The 19,569-nt window shown below is 37.9% G+C and carries 15 protein-coding genes; 8 read left to right on the forward strand and 7 right to left on the reverse strand.

Annotated features, from left to right (window positions below; translation table 11 throughout):
* The first annotated feature begins 287 nt into the window (after positions 1 to 287).
* The 3 genes from I6F40_RS08315 (at position 288) to I6F40_RS08325 (ending at position 6,372) form a co-directional block, all read left to right on the forward strand.
* Positions 288 to 3,176: a TonB-dependent receptor domain-containing protein gene (locus I6F40_RS08315; protein ID WP_166379235.1), complete on the forward strand. Its 2,889-nt coding sequence runs from the start codon at positions 288 to 290 to the stop codon at positions 3,174 to 3,176.
* Between the two features lie 1,017 nt (positions 3,177 to 4,193).
* Positions 4,194 to 4,496, forward strand: coding sequence for an H-NS histone family protein (locus I6F40_RS08320; protein ID WP_197192752.1), 303 nt, complete (start codon positions 4,194 to 4,196; stop codon positions 4,494 to 4,496).
* Between the two features lie 124 nt (positions 4,497 to 4,620).
* Positions 4,621 to 6,372 (forward strand): DEAD/DEAH box helicase, encoded by a 1,752-nt coding sequence (locus I6F40_RS08325; protein WP_166379239.1) that lies wholly within the window; start codon positions 4,621 to 4,623, stop codon positions 6,370 to 6,372.
* A 35-nt stretch (positions 6,373 to 6,407) separates the two neighbouring features.
* On the opposite strand, the gene I6F40_RS08330 is transcribed toward I6F40_RS08325, so the two are convergent.
* On the reverse strand, positions 6,408 to 6,743 hold the full coding sequence (locus I6F40_RS08330; protein WP_166379241.1) for a ribonuclease E inhibitor RraB: 336 nt from the start codon (positions 6,741 to 6,743) through the stop codon (positions 6,408 to 6,410).
* 214 nt (positions 6,744 to 6,957) lie between these two features.
* Between I6F40_RS08330 and I6F40_RS08335 the strand changes: the two genes are divergently transcribed.
* Genes I6F40_RS08335 through I6F40_RS08345 form a run of 3 tightly spaced genes read left to right on the forward strand, consistent with a single transcriptional unit; the run spans position 6,958 to position 13,294 of the window.
* Positions 6,958 to 8,685, forward strand: coding sequence for an autotransporter assembly complex protein TamA (locus I6F40_RS08335; protein WP_024593667.1), 1,728 nt, complete (start codon positions 6,958 to 6,960; stop codon positions 8,683 to 8,685).
* The gene (tamB, locus tag I6F40_RS08340) at positions 8,685 to 12,374 is read left to right on the forward strand and encodes an autotransporter assembly complex protein TamB (protein WP_197192753.1); all 3,690 of its coding nucleotides are present in this window, start codon (positions 8,685 to 8,687) and stop codon (positions 12,372 to 12,374) included. The genes I6F40_RS08335 and tamB overlap by 1 nt, the downstream gene beginning before the upstream one ends.
* A 32-nt stretch (positions 12,375 to 12,406) precedes the next feature.
* Positions 12,407 to 13,294, forward strand: coding sequence for a peptidylprolyl isomerase (locus I6F40_RS08345; protein ID WP_197192754.1), 888 nt, complete (start codon positions 12,407 to 12,409; stop codon positions 13,292 to 13,294).
* Positions 13,295 to 13,353: 59 nt separating this feature from the next.
* Here the strand turns inward: I6F40_RS08345 and queF are convergent, their stop codons facing one another.
* On the reverse strand, positions 13,354 to 14,199 hold the full coding sequence (gene queF, locus I6F40_RS08350) for an NADPH-dependent 7-cyano-7-deazaguanine reductase QueF (protein WP_024590784.1): 846 nt from the start codon (positions 14,197 to 14,199) through the stop codon (positions 13,354 to 13,356).
* Positions 14,200 to 14,258: 59 nt separating this feature from the next.
* On the opposite strand from queF, the gene syd reads away from it, so the two are divergent.
* Positions 14,259 to 14,798: a SecY-interacting protein gene (syd, locus tag I6F40_RS08355; RefSeq protein ID WP_197192755.1), complete on the forward strand. Its 540-nt coding sequence runs from the start codon at positions 14,259 to 14,261 to the stop codon at positions 14,796 to 14,798.
* Positions 14,799 to 15,126: 328 nt separating this feature from the next.
* Here the strand turns inward: syd and I6F40_RS08360 are convergent, their stop codons facing one another.
* The 3 genes from I6F40_RS08360 to I6F40_RS08370 all read right to left on the reverse strand — a co-directional run bounded on the left by I6F40_RS08360 (position 15,127) and on the right by I6F40_RS08370 (position 16,513).
* Positions 15,127 to 15,900 (reverse strand): Zn-ribbon-containing protein, encoded by a 774-nt coding sequence (locus tag I6F40_RS08360; RefSeq protein ID WP_002958242.1) that lies wholly within the window; start codon positions 15,898 to 15,900, stop codon positions 15,127 to 15,129.
* Positions 15,901 to 15,913: 13 nt separating this feature from the next.
* The gene (locus tag I6F40_RS08365) at positions 15,914 to 16,180 is read right to left on the reverse strand and encodes a hypothetical protein (protein WP_007378199.1); all 267 of its coding nucleotides are present in this window, start codon (positions 16,178 to 16,180) and stop codon (positions 15,914 to 15,916) included.
* A 96-nt stretch (positions 16,181 to 16,276) separates the two neighbouring features.
* The gene (locus I6F40_RS08370; protein WP_002958240.1) at positions 16,277 to 16,513 is read right to left on the reverse strand and encodes a DUF2789 domain-containing protein; all 237 of its coding nucleotides are present in this window, start codon (positions 16,511 to 16,513) and stop codon (positions 16,277 to 16,279) included.
* Positions 16,514 to 16,666: 153 nt separating this feature from the next.
* Here I6F40_RS08370 and I6F40_RS08375 point away from each other — a divergent pair, with 153 nt between their 5' ends.
* Positions 16,667 to 17,320, forward strand: a complete 654-nt coding sequence (locus I6F40_RS08375) for a GNAT family N-acetyltransferase (RefSeq protein WP_197192756.1) — start codon at positions 16,667 to 16,669, stop codon at positions 17,318 to 17,320.
* 850 nt (positions 17,321 to 18,170) lie between these two features.
* On the opposite strand, the gene I6F40_RS08380 is transcribed toward I6F40_RS08375, so the two are convergent.
* Together I6F40_RS08380 and I6F40_RS08385 are read right to left on the reverse strand one after the other, a co-directional pair.
* Complete coding sequence (locus tag I6F40_RS08380) at positions 18,171 to 18,470, reverse strand: DUF3301 domain-containing protein (RefSeq protein WP_166379257.1); 300 nt, start codon at positions 18,468 to 18,470, stop codon at positions 18,171 to 18,173.
* The gene (locus I6F40_RS08385) at positions 18,471 to 19,499 is read right to left on the reverse strand and encodes a DUF3549 family protein (protein ID WP_197192757.1); all 1,029 of its coding nucleotides are present in this window, start codon (positions 19,497 to 19,499) and stop codon (positions 18,471 to 18,473) included.
* Between the last annotated feature and the right edge of the window lie 70 nt (positions 19,500 to 19,569).

Below are 19,569 nucleotides of genomic sequence, written 5' to 3' on the forward strand. Positions count from 1 at the left end.
AATGTTGAGGGAAATTCATAATTATATAAGAAACCTCATCTTGTATCATCATATCTTAATTCTCTCTGTCCGCATTTCTATTGTTGTTATATTTACATTTGTTGTTTTTTTTAAATAATTACTTTTATTTCTTTGTGTTTTTGTAAATAAATTAATTTATTTAGTTAGCTAACTGTTGACCTTTTGGTTGAGTTAAGATTACTATTCAAGTCAAGATAGGTATTGTGATTAATTACAAACCTATTTTAAAAATAAAATAATTAAAATAGTATTCTAGGGAGAATCAAATGTTAAATAATAAAGTTTCAAAAGCTGTGCGCTTAGCAATTGCTTTTGGTGCAGCATCAACAGCTGCTTTTTCAGCAAGTTCGATTGCAGCTGAAGAAGGTGCCGACAGCGTAGAGCGTATTCAAGTAACTGGTTCTCGTATTAGAAGAACAGATATGGAAACTGCATCGCCTGTTACAGTCATTACTGCTGAACAAATGAAAGTTCAAGGCATCCAAGATGTAGGTCAGTTTTTGCAAAGCAGTGCCATAATGTCTGGCTCGCCTGCAATGACAACCACTAATAATGGCGGTAATGGTTCAACATCAGTTGAGCTTCGTGGTTTAGGTTCATCACGAACGCTCGTATTAGTAAATGGTCGTCGCCCTGTAACAAGTGATTTTCAATCAATACCTAGCTCAATGATTCAGCGCATCGAAATTCTTAAAGACGGTGCATCTGCTACATATGGTGCAGATGCTGTTGCTGGCGTAGTAAATATTATTACACGAAAAGATTTCGAGGGTGTTGAGTTAACTCTGCAAACCAAAGGTTCATTTGATGTAGGTGAAAACGAAGAAAAAGGTTTTAGCCTTGTTCTAGGTAAAGCTTTTGATAAAGGACATTTAGTTGTTGGCGTTGATTACGTTGATCAGTCCGCGGTATATCAAGGTGATACTTCAATAGATTTTATGAATAATCCATGGCAAGTGTTTGGTGAAGCAGAAGAAGAATCTTTTTGGAAAAATGGACTAATCGGAACAGGTGACAACGCAAATGTGATTTCTGTTGGCTCTGGATCTATTCCTTGTGGTAATTTTTACCTACAGCATGGAGTAAGTCAAACAAATGGAACTTGTGACGGCGGTATTGCTACAGCTTCTGATATGAGAGATTACGTAGGTGGCGGTGAAAATAATGATACATATAATTATGCTCCAGTAAATTATTTACAAACACCTTATAAAAAATTAAATATCTTTATCGAGGGATCATTTGAAATTAATGATTCACTTCGTACTTACTCTGAAACAAGAATAAATAAGCGAACTTCTCGTCAAGAACTTGCGGCAGTGCCTTACGATACAAATTTTGATCCTGCATACACGGGTACATATGGGCAAACTAATGCCGATGGTACACCTGTACTTGATGAAAATACTGGCCAACAAGTAATGGTTGAGTTTAATGGCATATCGAAAGATAACTATTACAACCCATTTGGTGAGGATGTACTTCGCTCTCGCCGTAGAATGCTTGAAGGCGGTCGTAGCTTTGAGCAAGATATAATTGGTATGCAGCAAGTTATTGGTTTTGAAGGTGAAATTAATGATGATTGGTATTATGATGTAAATTATAACTATGGTTATCAACAAAACACTTCTACAGACTTTGGGCAATTGTTTGGACCTAACTTAGCTCAGGCTGTTGGACCTTCTTTTCAAAATGATGCTGGTCAAATTGTGTGTGGTACTTCATCGGCTCCAATCTCTAATTGTGTACCTATGAACTTATTTGGTGGCCCAGGTTCTGTAACACAAGAAATGTTGGACTATGTAACTGCCCCTCTAGTAGATTCAAGTAATTACACTATTCAAACACTAACAGCGTTCGTTGGTGGTGATATGTTCGAATTACCAGCTGGTGTTGTTTCTGGTGGCTTTGGTTTTGAACATCGTAAAGAAAAATTAGAGTCTCAAGTAGATTCTGGTAAATTTATGAGTGCTGTTACAGGTAACAAATCTAAAGGCACTAACGGTGACTTTGACGTTTCAAGTTTATTTGCTGAATTTAGAGTACCATTAGTAGAAGATGCCCCATTTATTGAGAGACTAGAAGCTAAACTCGGTGTTCGATATGATGACTTTAGCGCTTTTGGAGACTCTACAACATATCAGTTAGGTTTAGAGTGGAAGGTAGTTGATTCACTTCTTTTACGTAGTACTTATGGCACAGTATTTAGAGCTCCTGATATTTATGACTTATACTCTCCAGGTAATGACTCGTTTTCACCTGCGACAGATCCATGTAGCTCATCTAATTGGGCTGCACTGAGTTCGGCACAACAGGGCTACTGTCAAGCAGATGGAGTATCAGCTGGTGGAACAAATAACTTTGACTCTCAACAGTTAGCTAAAGTTGGTGGTAATGAAGATCTTCAACCAGAAGAAGGCGATACATTTACTATAGGTTTGGCTTATTCACCAGAGTTTATTGATGGTTTAGGTTTAACTGTTGATTACTGGGCTATTGAAATTGATGACGTTATTGATAGCATTAGTGCAGGCGATTCACTTAAAGGTTGTTACTTGGGTGGTGTTGAATCTTTATGTAATAATGTGACACGCGCAAATGGTAAGTTATCTACAATAAGCGAACAATCTGTAAACTTAAGCAAAATGACAGCTAAAGGTATTGATGTTGAAGCTAACTATGGTGTTGTTGGTCTAGGTGGCGATTGGAAATTCAATCTTACTTGGACTCACTTCTTAGAGCGTGAGAACCAAGTATATAACGGCGATAATTTCAGTTTTGAAATGAAAGATTTAAATGGCTTATTTGAAAATGATACGAGTTATGCCACAGATAAAGTAAACTTTAATGCAAGTTACTCCCTTGACAATTTAACTCTATCTTATGCTGCAAATTATACAAGCGGACTAGAATATACAGACCTTTTATACTGGGGCACGACTGAAGGTCATACATATGAAGTTGATTCATATATGTATCACGACTTAACTGCTTCATATAATTTTGAAACGGGTACTGCGCTTTCTGCAGGTATTACAAACGTTACTGACGAGCAGCCTCCTTATATAGAGAATGCTACTAACGGTAATACTGATGAAAGTAACTATCGTTTATTTGGCCGTAGTTGGTTTTTAAGATTCACACAAACTTTCTAATCAATATAAACACATAAAAATAATAAACCGATATGACTAGTCATATCGGTTTTTATTGTTTTAGTACTTAAATAAAATTCTAATTTATTAAAAACATTATACTTAGGGCTGATTTAAGTAATAGTAAATTTATTTACGATGAAAGTAACACTGTTTTTGATATATAGACTTCCTATATTTTTGCTAGCCACCGGTGTGTTGTATTATAGTTTTTAATTTGAGGTACTTTATGAATTAAAAACATATGATAGTAAAAAATTTTTACGCATGGTTAATCAGTAACAAAAATAGCTGTACGATTAGTATATCTACCAAAACTTTATACCGATAGTTAAGTCAGTAAACATTTAAACCCAAATCAATTGATTCACCTATGGGTAACTGAGAAGCGCTAAACTAAAGGTCGAATTAAAACAGATCATATAGGAACTAAGTATTTAAAAAAGGCGGTAAGGGACCTGCTAGTAACCACTGTGTCGTGCGGTTGGTGGATAGAAAGATGTAGAAGTACCCTGTTCATAATGTATTATTTATGGCTGTTTACTAACTATATAAGAATCGAGACCGTTTATAGGATAGCTAAAATTATTTCACATTTTTGAGGTAGCCATCAGTGAGTCGATCTATAAATTATTGTAGCAGTGGGGCTACCGAAAATTTTTTACTAAAGTTAAAAGATGAGTAATTAGGCGAAAGATATACTCAGTGTGTGATGATACGAAATCTGAGATATTTAACTTTATAGAGCTGTCTTACAACACTAAAAATGTTATTCACATATAGGCGGTATCCACCTACTAAGTTTGAAAAAGGGTTTTGTTGAGAGTTATGAACTGCCCAGTGCAAGCTGAAAATACTTTGAATCTAAGGTTTATTTTTAAAGATGCATATATAATGCTTAGATTACTATTTTTATTAAATTATGGTTCTAATTAGATAATGGCAAAAATAAATACTTAGTTTATACTAGGCAGGAATATTTAAATAAATCCAATCTTACAATTTAGCGAGATATAAATGAAAGAAGTCCGATCTTTTATTAAAACAGCATTATTAACGGATCTTGAAAAAGCTCAACAGCTTATCAATGATGCAATTTCAAAATATACCCAGCAGCAAAAAGCGAAACAGGAAGTTTTGGATCTTTTAAAAGAAAAAGGACTTACGCTAGAAGATTTACAAGATGGAGCATCTGATAAACGTACTAAAGTTAAGCCTAAGTACCGCATGGAACTTAATGGTGAGACTATTGAATGGACAGGCCGTGGCCGTCGTCCTAAAGCGTTTGAAGGTGTTGAGCTTGAGAAATTTTTAGCCTAAAGCTAAATATAAGAGAAGCTTCGACTTCTCTTTTTTGTTTACCCCTCAATAAAATATAATTAAAGTTTAAAACTCCCAGCTATTATTTGCTAAAATCTCTTCACTCAAACCTATTTGTTTTCCTATGAGCTATACACTAAGACCTTACCAGCAAGAAGCCGTAGAACGTACCGTTTTACACTTTAGAAAGAGTAATGATCCTGCCGTTATTGTACTACCAACCGGTGCAGGTAAAAGCCTTGTTATAGCTGAACTTGCCCGTATTGCTAAGCAAAAAATATTAGTACTTGCTCATGTAAAAGAGTTGGTAGAGCAAAACTCGCAAAAGTATAAAAGTTTTGGTTTAGAGGCGAGTATATTTTCAGCCGGTTTAAAAGAAAAGTCATTAAACCATCAAGTAACCTTTGCTAGTGTGCAATCACTTTCTCGTAATTTAAATAAATTAAATAAGCATTATTCGTTACTTATTATTGATGAATGCCACAGGGTGAATGGGGATAAAAAAAGCCAGTACGGAAAAGTAATAAGCAGTTTAAAAGAATATAACCCTCAGTTAAAAGTATTGGGTTTAACCGCAACACCTTATCGCTTAGGAATGGGGTGGATATACCATCACCATTATCATGGCTTTGTTAAAGGGACTAAAGAAAGTCCGTTTAAAAGTTGTATTTTTGAATTACCACTCAGGTATATGATAAAACATAATTATTTAACGCCGCCAAACGAAGTTGATGCAGCGATTAGCCATTATGATTTTTCGTCTCTAGATAGCAATGCATTTGGGCAATGTACGACTGATGATATGAATGCGCTTTTAAAAAACAGTGAGCGCGCAACGAAGGCGATATTACAGCAAGTAATTCACTACAGTGAAGAGCGTGAAGGTGTTATGGTTTTTGCCGCCACGGTAATGCATGCTCAGGAAATATTAAGCTACCTACCAGCTCATCAAAGTGCACTTATAACAGGTGATACGCCAAACACTGAGCGCGATAAAATCATTAAGCAATTTAAAGCTAAGCAATTAAAGTATTTAGTTAATATTTCGGTACTAACAACCGGCTTTGATGCGCCACATGTCGACTTTATAGCTATTTTAAGACCTACAGAATCAGTTAGTTTATATCAACAAATTGTGGGGCGAGGCTTGAGGCTATCTGAATCAAAAACGGATTGCTTAGTAATAGATTATGCCGGCAATGGTTTTAATTTATTTCACCCAGAAGTAGGCGATAAAAAAGGCGATAGTGATAATGAACCTGTGCAGGTACTTTGTCCTGGCTGTGGTTTTGCGAATATATTTTGGGGTAAAACAGACTCCACTGGCAAAGTAATAGAGCACTTTGGCAGGCGCTGTAAAGGGCTGTTAGAAGACGATGATGGGCATAAAGAGCAGTGCGATTATCGTTTTAGGTTTAAAGAGTGTGAGCAGTGCGGTACCCAAAATGATATTGCTGCACGTAAATGTCATGATTGCGGCGCGGTAATGGCCGACCCTGATGATAAGTTACGTAATGCATTAAACTTAAAAGACGCACTTGTGCTTCGATGCAGTGGGTTATCGGTAACTCAAATTAAAGATGAACTTATTAAAATAACGTATTTTGATGAAGATGGTGCAAGTTGCGATGAAGTATATAACCTCGCAAATAAAGGCGGGCAATTTATATTTAATAAGCAATTTGGTCAACGTGTGGGGCTTGGGCAAACACCTATTAATTTTAAAACTGCAGCGCAAGTAGTAAACGCACAATTTGAATTAGTACCACCGGATTTTGTTATTGCACGAAAAAGCAAAAAGTATGGTTGGAAAGTAGCTGATAAGCTATTTGACTATAAAGGGGGTTTTAGAAAGGCAAATCAGTTAAGCCGCTAAGCTTAACTGATAGAGTACATTGAACTAAAAGGCAATTAAGCCTCGTCACCGTCCATTAATCCCCAGCCATCACCGTATCCATTAAAGCTATTAGCAATACTTTCAATGTATTGCTCTGCTTGTCCTAGAAGGGTGTGCTCTGGCACCATTTGTACTTGAGTGATTACTTCCCAAACGCCAGTGTCTTTACATTTTTCAAGCTCAGCATTTTGAACTAATGCATCAGAGACTATTTCTTTAGCAAATTTTTCAGCATCGGCTTTTTGTTCAAATAAAATAAAAAAATCGACTTGGTGCATTTTATTTAAATCAATGCCAGCAGCGGCTATTTCGGCTAAAAGTTGGCCGTTATCATCATCAGGGAATTGCATTAAAAACTCATTTAAAATTAATTTTTTATTCGTAGGCACTATTGTAACTAAAATATTGTCTTAACGCGTACTAATTTTAATTATGCTGATATTTATTCAAAGTTAAATTTACGCGTTAGATTGTTATTAAGTTAATGTGTTGCTCATTATGGCTATGCTAATATGCGGGTAATTAACCAGTTTTTTGTAAGATATTAAAAGTAAGGATATTTACTTGTTTATTAAGTTTTTACGTTGCATGTGTGTTGTGAGCGCTTTAATTGCGACAAATAGCTATGCGGCAGAAAGAGTCATAGAAGATTACGAAATTGAAGGGTTAAGTGGCGATTTAGAAAATAACGTAGCTCTTTACCTCAAGCAGTTAATTGGCGAGAAGCCAACCCGTACACTTCGCCGTTATGCTCAAAAACAAGTACAAAATAGCATCAAAGCTCTTGGCTATTATAGCCCGACCGTCGAGGTTATTTATGATAAAGACGACAGCGAACTAATTGTTAAAGTTGAACGGGGGCCTGCAACTCGCATAGAAGCAATTAATATTACGCTAAACGGTGATGGTCAAAGCGATACCCAATTACAGGCATTGATTAAAAGCAATCACTTAAAGCAAGGTGATGTTTTAAATCATGGTAAATATGACTCTGCTCATAAAAAAATAGAATCTATGCTACTAGAGCTAGGTTATTTTGATGCTAAGTGGCCAGCGCGCAAATTAGAAGTGTCGCTTAAAAAAAATAGTGCTGTTATTACTTTTATAATTGATACCGGAGTTAGGTATCAGTTTGGCGATATACAAATTGCCAGTAGTACACCCGCTGAAAAATACATACGCTCTATAGCGCCTTTCTCGCAGGGCCAACCTTATAAATCAACACATATTGCTGACTATAACTTGGATTTATCAAGTACCCCTTATTTTGCCAGTGTACGTGTTTATGCTGACATTGCAGCGCGCAAAAACAGCCAAGTACCGATTAAAGTTGAAGTATTACCCAAGCCAGCTAACAGCTATGAAATTGGCGGTGGTTTTAGTACTGACTTAGGGCCCAAGGTGCGTTTTAAATGGAGTAAACCATGGATCACAGAAGACGGCCATTACCTCGAAACTAATTTAAATGTGGCACAAAAGCAGCAAGATATTTCCATGGCTTATACAATTCCGGTTGATGATCCTAATGATGATTTATGGCGATTCTCTGTCGGTTATAAATTAGAAGATGAGCTCACAAACGACACTTACAGTGAAATATTAACAGGGCAAGTTCAGCGCCAATGGTTGACCGAAAATAAGTGGGTGCGTACTGCATTTTTACGCCGCGACCAAGAAACCTACCGTATTGGTGATGAAGACGAAGAAAGTACCGAAATGTTAATGCCGGGCATTAGCTACGCGCGCAAAAAATCAAAAGGCGGCACGACTCCTTATTGGGGAGAGCAGTGGCTTATATCTGCTGAGTTTGGCTTAGATGATGTGCTTTCGAGTACTAATCTGATTAGGGTGCAAATGCAACATGCATGGCTACGCACTTATTTTGACCGCCACTTGGTGTTTTTAAAAGCGAATGTGGGAGCAATGCTTGTTGATGATATTAACAACGTGCCATTTTCACTTCGGTTTTACGCAGGTGGCGATCAAAGCGTTCGTGGTTTTGCGTACCAATCAATTTCGCCTGAGAACGATGACGGCGAGCTAATAGGTGGTAAGTATTTACTATCGGGCACGATGGAATATAACTACCAGTTTGCTAAAAATTGGCGAGCAGCTTTATTTGTTGATGGTGGTACTGCGACTAATGATTTTTCTGATGATTTTGAAGTAGGTGCTGGTTTTGGTTTTCGCTATTTAACACCCGTTGGCCCAGTGCGTATAGACCACGCTTGGGGATTAACAAAAGAAAGTAAAAGCACACGTTTAAGTATTACCATAGGACCAGAAATTTAATGTCAGTATTAAAAAAGATAACAGCCGCCGTAAGTGCTATTTTTGTCACGTTAGTTGTTGCACTATTTTGTTTGTTATTTACCGCACCCGGTAATCAATTTATTGCTTATAGTGCAAACAAAGCGGTAGATGGACTACATATTGAAATTAAAGATGGCCGTTTTATTTATAATGATGCCTTTAATGTACGCTTTGCTAGCAACGGATTGGACTTTAATGCACAACAATTGAAAATTGATTTGTTTTGGTGGCAGTGCGATGGAATTTGTATAGATAACTTAAGTGCTAAATCTATAAATTTAACATTACCAAAAACTGCAGAGTCACAAGAAGAAGCCGCGGCAGAGCCGCTTGAAAAAATCAGCTTACCTTTTAATATTGTTGTAAAAAACATTGCGATCAATAAATTTACTCTAGAGCATCCAAGTGCAAACGTAAGCGTTAATAATTTTAAACTCTCAGCAAAAGCAGAGGGTTCAAAGCTGACGGTTAAAAGCCTGAGTATTCCCACCATACTTGTTGCTTTAAAAGAGCAAGAACAAGATGCGAAAACACAAACGGCGCAAAATACTCAAGCGCCTTTAACGCACCTACCCGCATTGCCTAATATAGAATTTACTTCGCCACTTGATTTAGTTGTTGAAGACTTTGAAATTGCTAACATTACGATTGAGCAAAACGAAGCCCAGCATGTTATTGAAAACATCTCGCTGCAATTAAGTGTGGAAGATGCGGTTATTAATTTAGAGTCATTCTCAGCAAAGTATGAACAGTGGCAGCTTAATACGCATCTTAACGCTGAGCTTGCAGGGAATTTGCCCGTGAAAGGGGATGTTGTTTTACAAAGTGATGAGCACCAAGCCAATTTGCAGTTGAATGGCGACTTATCAAATCTAAACTTAAATTTAGAAACACAGGGACAATATCCACTTAGTTTAACGGCAACAGCAAATTTAAAGCAAAAAAACTATCCGTTTGAGTTAAATGGCAAAATTAAGCAGTGGCTTATTGATGCACAAAGTAATGAGCTTAAAGTGCGAAATGTAAGCCTTAACGCACAAGGTAATGCTGACGACTATCAGCTTAGCCTTCAGGCGAATAGCCAACTAGGCGCGTACCCAGCTGTTGACTTAAATACCCAATTAAAAGGTAGTCTTACCAAAGCAACTTTACAAGCGCTAAGCATTAAAGCGAACGAAAGCAGTGCAACTATAAAAGCCAATGTTGATTGGCAAAAGGGCATACAGGCTAACTTTAATGGCACGCTTGCTAACTTAAAAGCGCAGTATTTAACTGATGCCGCTACCAGTGATATTTCAGGACAGTTTAAAGGCTCATTTAATGCAGCTGACGACAAGTGGCAGCTACAAATGAATAATACAAAGTTAAACGGATTACTTAACGACGTGCCACTAGAATTTGCCTCAAACTTTAAGCTAGACAACACGTTAAAAGCTAATATTGATAGCTTTTATTTAAGTAGCGGCACCAATAAATTAGCACTAAGCGGGCAAGTTGACGATACTTGGCAGGTTGATGGCAAAGTAACGCTAAAAAGTGATGAAAAAGCTAATATTCCATTTACTGCTGACGGCAACGCAAATTTAAAAGTAAGGGGGGAAAGGTTAATGCCCTCTGTTGATTTAGCACTAATACTCGATCGCTTTATTTTTGATGAAATAAACATTAATAAATTATCAGTAAAAGGGCAGTTAGATACCGCAGCCGATTGGCAAACCGATGTTTCGGTAAGTGTTGGTTCGGCGCTTGTGGCCGAACAACAAATCAATAGTGTTAAAATTGATATTAGCGGCGACAAAACAGATCACCAACTTACGGCATCTATAGATGCCGAGCAAGGCAGTGTAGAGCTTGAAGTTAATGGCAAAGTTAATAATACCACTTGGAATGGCGAGCTTAGTAATGTAACGCTTAGCGATAAAAAGCTTAGTTTTAGTAATACTAAAAATATTGCCATTATGGTTAATACACAAAGTGGCGACTTTGATGTAAGTGCACATTGTTGGGCATCTGAGCAAAGTAAATTATGCATAGACACCTTAGCGCAGTCAAAAAATCTCGGTCAGCTAAATGCTAAACTAAGCAATTTAGCACTTGAGGAGCTTAAGCACTTTTTACCTAATAGCATTCGTACTCGCGGTAATATAGCTGGCGATGTAGCACTTAATTGGCAAAGCGGCGCGCTTAAAACATTACGCGCAAATATCGATTCTAGCGACTTAGAAGCAGTGCTAACCTCGGAAGAAGATCGTTTTAAATTACCAATCGAAACATTAAGTATTAGTGCGTTTTCGGACTCTCAAATTGGCAAGCTTGAAGCTAATTTAGAATCAAGTGTATTAGGCAAAATTAATACACAAATTAATATCGATGATATACAAGATACGCAAGCGCTTAATGGCACCATTAATATCGATAAAATACTCCTTTCAGACTTACAACCTTTTCTTGAAACCCTTGAGCAGTTAAAAGGTGATATTAGCGGGAAAGTGGCGTTAGCTGGTACGTTAAAAGATCCTTTATTAAATGGCGAACTTAATGTGAGCGATATTAGTTTAGAGGGCGAGCAACTACCTATAGCGCTGCAAAAATCAAACATAAACGTATTGTTTGATAAAACAACAGCCACAATAAAAGGCAACTTAAACGACAATCAGGGCGGTAAAATAAATCTCACCGGTGACGTTGATTGGCAAGGTGCGCAACCTGCTGTAAATGTTGCGGTAGTTGGCGAGCAGTTTTATGTACGCGCGCAGCAAGGGGTTACTTTTAAAGTATCGCCGGATTTAAAAATAGGCTTGGCTAATAATGCACTCAAGCTTGCTGGTGAGGTAATTGTGCCTTACGGTCGTATAATGATTGAAGAGCTCCCTGAGGGCGCGGTGCAAGTTAGCGATGATGAAATTATTGTTGATCAAAAAACTGAGGCCACCGAAACAGTCCCGTTTGATTACGACATAGATTTAAAAGTGATTGTTAAAAACGATGTAAAAGTAGAGTCGTTTGGCTTGGAATCAAAAGTTGCGGGTGATTTAGCGATAAAAATGAGTCAAGGTGCGCCAATTATAGCCACAGGTGAGCTTAACTTAATTGAAGGTACTTACTTAGCCTTTGGGCAAGATTTAATAATCAGCACCGGGCAAGTAGGTTTTAGCGGTTCAATTGAACAACCATTTTTAAATATTAAAGCAATACGTAACCCCGATACGACTGCAAATGGTGTCATTGCAGGGGTTACGCTCACGGGTAATGTTGAACAACCAACGCTTAAAATATTTTCTGAGCCTGCGATGGATCAAGCTCAAGCACTCGCATATTTACTTAATGGCCAACCTTTAGGTGATGGGGAAAGTTCGTCAAGCGATGCTATGCTCACACAGTTATTACTCTCTCAAGGTGTTAGTCGCAGCGAAGGGGTTGTTTCTAAGGTAGGTGAAACCTTTGGGTTGTCAGATGTAAGTTTAAGCTCATCAGGTAGTGGTGATAGCACCAAAGTAGAAATATCAGGTTACGTAGCACCCAGTTTGCAAGTTAAATATAGCGTGGGTGTATTTGATTCGCTCAGTGAAGTGGCTGTGCGATATCAGTTACTTTCACAGCTATACATAGAAATAACGAGCGGGCTATACCAAAATGTTGATGTGCTATATAAGTTTGATTGGGAATAACCAAAACTATAATAATTATAAGGATATAAGCGATGAAAAAAATTATATTGCCAGCTCTGCTTAGTGTTTTGTTGAGCGGTTGTGCTCAACAACTCGGTGATGATGTTGCTAATCAAGAGCTACCTTTATTGAGCGCGAGTGAAGTAATTGCTAGTGCAACAGATAATGACTGGCGAGTAGTGGACGCTCAAAATACTTTAAAGATAACGCTGCCAACGGGCGATGCATACATTGAGCTTAATGAACTGTTTGCCCCAAAGCACGTTCAAAACATTAAAAAATTAGCGCGAGAAGGGTTTTATAAAAATACTAGCGTTTATCGGTTTGTTGAAGGTTTTGTAGCGCAAGGCGGAGACAGCTCGGGTAAAAAGTTAATTAAAACAGCGGATAAAACAGTCCCTGCTGAGTTTTATTTAACAACAAACAAACCACTTTTAATTACTGAGCTAAATGGCGACGGATATGCACCAGTTACTGGCTTTTTAAACGGCTTTGCAGTAGCTCAAAACTCAGCACATACGCAAACATGGCAAGTGCATTGTAGTGGTGTGTTTGCAATGGCGCGCGATAACGATATAAATAGTGCGAGTACGGAGTTTTTTGTAACGATAGGGCAAGGCCCGCGCTACCTTGATAAAAACATTACGGTGTTTGGTCGAGTGCTCGAAGGTATAGAGCATTTTAATCGTTTAGCGCGTACACCAACTGAAGATAAAGTATTTAACCCAATTACCAATATACAAGTACTTGGCGATGTACAAAGCGATAAAAGTATATTTAAAGTGATGAAAACAAATTCATCTGTGTTTAAAAACTTAATCAGTGCTCGTAAAAACCGTGTTGAGCCATGGTTTGTTAAAGCACATAATTACGTTGATGTGTGTGGTATGCCCATACCCACTAAGCGCGAAGTTAATTAAAAAATGTAAAAAGGAGCCTAGGCTCCTTTTTTAATACCCATATTTCAGTTTAAAATAAACTACTGACGATTAATTTTAACTGCAAATGGCGTGTCGTTATAATGCGTAGAGCGGTACGGGTTTATATCAAGCCCGCCGCGACGAGTATAACGCGCGTAAACCTCTAACTCTTTAATATTTAGTTGTGTTGTTAAATCGCTATAAATACGCTCAACACACTGCTCATGAAATTCGTTATGTGTTCTGAATGAAATTAAGTAACGCAGTAACGATTCGCGACATATTTGCTCGCCTGTGTATCGTATAATCACACTTGCCCAGTCAGGCTGGGAGGTAATTAAACAGTTCGACTTAAGTAAATGGCTGTAGAGCGTTTCAGTAACTACGTTATCACTTTTTGCTTTAAGTGAATTAGCATCAATATCGTAATTATTAATCTCAATATCTAAGTCATCAATACATTCACCTGGCAGCGCTGTACACGGTAAGCAATTGTAATCATCAGGATTATATAAAGTCACTTTGACAGGGCTGTTAACCGCGTTTGATAAATCATCAATTAAATGCTGTTTTACTACATCAATGCTTTCAAATCGGGTTTGGTTAAAGCTATTCAAATAAAGTTTAAACGACTTTGACTCAATAATATGGCTGCTTTGGCATTCAAAGGTAAATAAGGCTACGGCAACTTGCGGTTTACCTTTATTGTTTAGCCATGAAAGCTCGTAACCTGTCCAAATGTCTTGGCCTTTAAATGGAAGCTCTGCTTCGTCAATATTTAAAGCATCACGATTTAGTTTGCGCGCAATAGGGAAAAGCAAGCTTGGCGTGTACACATCTACATACTCAGTAGATTGGCCTAATACGCTACCTTTAAGGTCTGGAGAATTGCTGTAATCTGTCATGTTTGCTCTTAAATAGTTACAATAGGGACATTATATCTAATTTAAATGAGTTTCACAGTATGTCTGTTGCATTGCTTATAGAACAACTACATCAAACATTTAGCGAAAATACGCTTAAAAACACAGCTAAGTATCCACTCATCACACACGACGAACAATGGCCAAGCCCATGTGAAGTTGGTGAGATTGACGAGCAAGGAAACATTCAATGGCAGGGCGCGCGTCAGCAACCTGCAGGTTCGCTTAATGATTTAGCTAGTGCACTTGAGCTTAATTTCCCAAAAGAGCTTAGCGAGCTATATGGGCATATGTACGGTGGAAGCATTTCAGCAGTTATTGATGGGCATCAGGTTGAATTACTACAAGCATGGAACGAAGAAGATTTTAATTTGTTACAGCAAAATATAACGGGTCACGTTTTAATGAAACGCAAGCTCAAGCAGCCAGAAACGGTATTTATTGGTTTAACAGATCAAGATGATTTACTAGTGAGTGTTTTGGTGCACACTGGTGAAGTATGTTTAGAGCACGTAGGCAAAAAAACACACCATGTACTTGCACCTAACATTAATGCTTTTTTAAAGGCATTAGAGGTTTAAAACGTGTTTAATAAATCAGCTTAGCGTCATCACTAAGCTGATTTTTAGAGCCATTACTAGGGCGTGTTGACCTTTCGTGGTTGATTTTGCAGCTGTATGTTTGGTTTTTAGGCAAGGCAGAGCCTATGTAGTGTGGTTACTCCCCATAAATAGGCGATAACGAAGCATAAATGCCAAACATGCCTGCCCTTTGGGTTCTTTCTAGGGACGATTTACTCTTTGTTGCTCGGTTTTTACTTAGCCCACTAGGTTACAAACCTCGCGCCGCGATTAAATCGCCCCTAGATTGAACAAATTTCAATCCACAAAGGTCAACACGCCCTAATGGTTACTGAAAATCCCACGATATATTAGACACTAAGCCACATGGCTCACACCTAAAGTCGAATAACCCAAACCACGATTCAGGTAATTTCCAATCGCCATTACAACTAGGGCATTTTCGTTCAAGTTCAGACGCTTTATCTACGCCGCCTACACGGTATAAATAATAATAGGTTGGCTTTTTAGTTAAAAAACTAATTCGCTTTGTTATGTCTTTTCCGCGTCTGTATAAGTCGCTTTGGATACTCGATATTTCTTCAAGCGCCGGAAACTCACAACGGGTTGCGCCATTAATTTGAATTTGATCGCAGGCTTGCCAATCTTCTTGCCATTTTATAAGCGTTTTATAGTCACCATTAGCAATTGCCGGAATACGAAATAGCGGCACAGGCAAAAAGTCATCACCACAATAAAGCGGGCTGCACGTATGCACATAGGTTGTATATAAAATATAACTTGATGGTTCTTTGCAGCAATCAGCACCGTTGGAGTGAATATCTTGTCCGATCACTTTTACTTTTGGCGCAAGTAGCCCAGCACTATGTAACTTTTCGATACTGTGCTTAACAAACGGGCTGTTATTTAGCGGGTGCATTGCATCTTCAGTAGGGCACATTACACGGGTAATAAAAAATCCATCTTTTAAAACGGTTGGAAATTCTTCGCCCATTATTTGACCATTAAAACGCAGTGCATTTACTAAGCGATTTATTGCTTGTTCGGCTTGTTCTAGGGTGGTGTCTTGGTAGCAATCAAAAGTTAAATCAACAACGAACATTTATAGTCTCAAATTATTTTTGTTCTAGCAGTGCAAGAAGTTTATCGAGTTTTTGCTCAATTCTATCTAATTGACTTGTTTTAAGCTCAGTATTATCTGACTGCTGTGGGTTTCTCATGAAGTTATTTATTGAATCAGGATTGTTTTTATATTGGCTTACTGCTGCAATAATCATCGGCATAGGAACCGGTTGCGCCAAACGGCTTTTAGTTAGTGCTACAGTAGGGGTTTTGCCTTCATCAAGAAGGGCTTTAATTGCATCAAATACAACTGAATTCATTAGATATATAACTCTTTAATAAAATAAATACGCAGCATATAAATGCTGCGCAGATGCTATGTTAGCAATAAATAAGGGAGGGTACATTAAATAAAATTACTTACTTTGACGAATGCGTACATCTAACTCGTCAATTACTTCACTCCAATCACCGTCTTGTGCAAGCGATTCAGCTAAAAAGTGCTGTTGTGCCTCATCCCAAAAAGAAGCTTCTTGGAGTAGTGTTGTGTCTTCTAATTCATGTGAGGCAATAAATGCATCTATTTGTTCATCAGAATTAGGTAATCCAAGCTGTGCAAATAGTGTATTGATGTCGTGTTTAGTCGTATCCATGATATTGCTCCTTTAAACGAATGAAAACTTATTCTAAGGATTAACTTTACTCCTAGCTAGTTAAACTCTCGCTGAATTTACGGTTAATAATTTTAGGTATATAGTTAGGTATAAAGTTAAACAGTCTACAGCTAAAATAATAAAGGAAATACAATGAGTGTAACCACGCCAGCTGATACGTTCAGCGTACAGTATTTAGCCGCAGAAGATATTAGCACTGCAGCAAGCCTAATTTATCAGGCTTATCATGACGATCCTGTATTACAAAACATGCTTAGCTACAATGACAAAAATAAATCAGTATACGAAAAAAAATTACGATCATTAATTCGCGAAGAGCTCAGTAGTTTTTGGCAAGAAAAGCAGCCATTAATTGGTTTATACCGCAACGATAAATTAAAAGCAGTAGCGTGTGTATTTGAATCTAATAGCCAATTACAAGCGCAGCGTTATTGGCACTGGCGTTTAAAATTGATGCTGAGTGCGGGCTACTTACAAACAAATCAATTAATAGATAAAGAACAAACAATTAGAGATGCCCTTAAAGAGAAAGGCAATTACTACTTTTTAGCTTTTATTGCCGTAGATCCACATTTTCATGGGCAAGGGTTTGGTCGTTACTTACTACGAGGGCTTGATGATTTAGTTAAATGTAACGCTGAGTCAACGGGGATGGCTGTATTTGTAACGCGTAAAGAACACACTGAATTTTTTAAAACCGAAAAGTTTGAAGCATTTAAACACCTTACTTTTAACCAAGTAGAGGGCGAGTTACTATTTAAATCAATAATTGAGCCAACTATTTAAAATTATAATGTAAGCCAATGCGCCCAAACGGACATAAGGCCGTAAGATATATCTCACATTATCGTGAGCATTATCAGTTAAAGGCTATTAATAAGTAGCCTTTTTACATTCAAGCTATTGTTATTTAAAGTCTATTTTTATTTTTCATTTTTGTGACGTTTATTTATTTAGTGTTAAGTCCTATTTCTCCCCCCTGATTGCTTTAAACTTCTCTTCGTCAAGACGACATAGCTCAATGATTGAGTTACTGCCAAGGATACGGAATAGGCAACATAGCGGACGCTAGCAGGAAGCATAAAGGACAAGCTAAAACGGATACAAGGAAGAATAAGGAAGTGCATGAAGCACTTAGTAGCTAGGAGTTACTTTAGGATAATCACGGATGACGCTACAGGAAGTAGCAGGAGCGTTAGTTTACGCAGGACGGCCAAGATGGCAAGTGGACATTGCAGGATGCAAAAGTGGCAGGAGCTACTTTAAAGGATTGCCAGGGATGATGCTACGGGATGTAGCTAAACGATAGGTTTCGTGGGTTTGCCAAGATGGCTATGGATATTGCAGGATGCAAAAAGTGGCAGGAGCTACTTAAAAGGATTACCAGGGATGATGCTACGGTATGTAGCCAAACGATAGATTTCGTGGGTTTGCCAGGTGGCTATGGATATTGCAGGATGCAATGTGAGGGTAAACAAGGTTGTTTACTCGTTCAGGGGATGATAATACGGATTTAAGATAATGGATATCTAGCAGGATGCAGTCCAATTGGGGCGTAACTTTAGTTACGCCTTAGTTTTTTGTGTTGAATTAAGTTTATTAATTTAAGACAAATACTCTCAAAGTATATTCAGTTTTATATTTTATGCGGTGGAACAACCACACTTTTCAAAAACTCATTTTCCATAATTAACACACCTTGATAAGCATTTTCACCATCGCTTGAAAATTCAAATATAAATTCACTTTTGATGCCTGGCTTGCCGTTCTTTAAAAAACCAAAGCGGCGTTTTGTGCATGCAACACTCATCAACTGCACCTGCAATTGCTCACTTTGACGTTTAGCATGAACGTTCGCCGCTTCAGCAACCTTTCGGCTAAGCCAAAATAAGTAAATTACACTACCAATAAGTATGAACGTCCATAAACTTGCCATTTAAGAGAATAACCTTCCAATTGCACGCGCGAGGGTTTCGCTACGATTTTCTTTACGTAATAAGCCTAATAAATGCGGGCGAATAGTCGGTATTGCAACTAAGTCAGCAAAAATACTAGGAAACAACTCATCAATTTTTTGATGATGTGCGCAATTATCCATAAATACATGTAAGCGTTCAGGGTTTTCTAATTGTTTAAAACACCGCCCAGCTATTGTTAGTAACACGTCAGAGTCGTGCCTCACTGGTGAGCTTAGTACAGTATCGACTAATTGAGCGCATAACCCTTGAGCTTGACCTTTTGAAACTGATCTTAGTGCTGCGGTTATAGCCACTGTGTCGTTGTTACTAATTGCGGCCTGGGTGTAATCAACAAGTAACTCACTCATTGATGTTGGTATTTCAACGTGTTCAAGCATGGCACTGAGTGGTTGTAGTACTTCAATAGGTAAATGCGCCCATGCTTTTTGCAGATTACTTAAGTTTGTATCGCTGTCTAAGCGTAGTGCAAAATCGGCAATACCCTGTAGTGCAACACTTTGCCAATTATCAAAACCAATTTTACCGCTAAAGTACAATTGTGCATGCTCGTAATACTGCGATGCAGGCTGTTTTAATAGTACTTTTACTTGGGCGTTAAATGCCGCTAATTTATTTGCGTTTGGTGTAAAAACATAAGGGTTATTATCAAGTTTTCCATCGGCTTGCTCACCTGTAATTTCAGTGCCTAGCGCTTGAATAACCATATCAGTAAAGTGATCGCGACTAGCACTTACAAGCATACTTTGCTCATCAAGTGGAAATTTTAAAAACCATACATACGGTTCTTTACTGGCTTTAGTATCCCAAAATTGAATAGCGAGCCAAGCGTGGCCAGCAAGAGGATAAGGGTAAGGCACTTGAGCTTGTTCAATAGCTAAAAATTGTTTTTTATCGAGTTTAGTAATATGCCTGCCAATATCAAAAGCACGCCACTGAGTACCCGCACCATCTAAAAGCTGACCTAATGTAGCTATTTGATCACTCATTGTTTTCTCAACTGTTTTTACTGCAAAATTACATTAATTATACGTCATAGCCGCCTATGAGGGAACAGGG

This window comes from Pseudoalteromonas sp. SWXJ133 (assembly GCF_015864365.1).
GTDB classification, from domain to species: Bacteria; Pseudomonadota; Gammaproteobacteria; order Enterobacterales; family Alteromonadaceae; genus Pseudoalteromonas; species Pseudoalteromonas arctica.

Bases quoted from the DNA above. Each gene is read 5' to 3' on its own strand.
- I6F40_RS08315 (WP_166379235.1), top strand. From the start codon at position 288: ATGTTAAATAATAAAGTTTCAAAAGCTGTGCGCTTAGCAATTGCTTTT.
- I6F40_RS08320 (WP_197192752.1), top strand. From the start codon at position 4,194: ATGAAAGAAGTCCGATCTTTTATTAAAACAGCATTATTAACGGATCTT.
- I6F40_RS08325 (WP_166379239.1), top strand. From the start codon at position 4,621: ATGAGCTATACACTAAGACCTTACCAGCAAGAAGCCGTAGAACGTACC.
- I6F40_RS08330 (WP_166379241.1), bottom strand. From the start codon at position 6,743: ATGCAATTCCCTGATGATGATAACGGCCAACTTTTAGCCGAAATAGCC.
- tamB (WP_197192753.1), top strand. From the start codon at position 8,685: ATGTCAGTATTAAAAAAGATAACAGCCGCCGTAAGTGCTATTTTTGTC.
- I6F40_RS08345 (WP_197192754.1), top strand. From the start codon at position 12,407: ATGAAAAAAATTATATTGCCAGCTCTGCTTAGTGTTTTGTTGAGCGGT.
- queF (WP_024590784.1), bottom strand. From the start codon at position 14,199: ATGACAGATTACAGCAATTCTCCAGACCTTAAAGGTAGCGTATTAGGC.
- syd (WP_197192755.1), top strand. From the start codon at position 14,259: ATGTCTGTTGCATTGCTTATAGAACAACTACATCAAACATTTAGCGAA.
- I6F40_RS08360 (WP_002958242.1), bottom strand. From the start codon at position 15,900: ATGTTCGTTGTTGATTTAACTTTTGATTGCTACCAAGACACCACCCTA.
- I6F40_RS08365 (WP_007378199.1), bottom strand. From the start codon at position 16,180: ATGAATTCAGTTGTATTTGATGCAATTAAAGCCCTTCTTGATGAAGGC.
- I6F40_RS08370 (WP_002958240.1), bottom strand. From the start codon at position 16,513: ATGGATACGACTAAACACGACATCAATACACTATTTGCACAGCTTGGA.
- I6F40_RS08375 (WP_197192756.1), top strand. From the start codon at position 16,667: ATGAGTGTAACCACGCCAGCTGATACGTTCAGCGTACAGTATTTAGCC.
- I6F40_RS08380 (WP_166379257.1), bottom strand. From the start codon at position 18,470: ATGGCAAGTTTATGGACGTTCATACTTATTGGTAGTGTAATTTACTTA.
- I6F40_RS08385 (WP_197192757.1), bottom strand. From the start codon at position 19,499: ATGAGTGATCAAATAGCTACATTAGGTCAGCTTTTAGATGGTGCGGGT.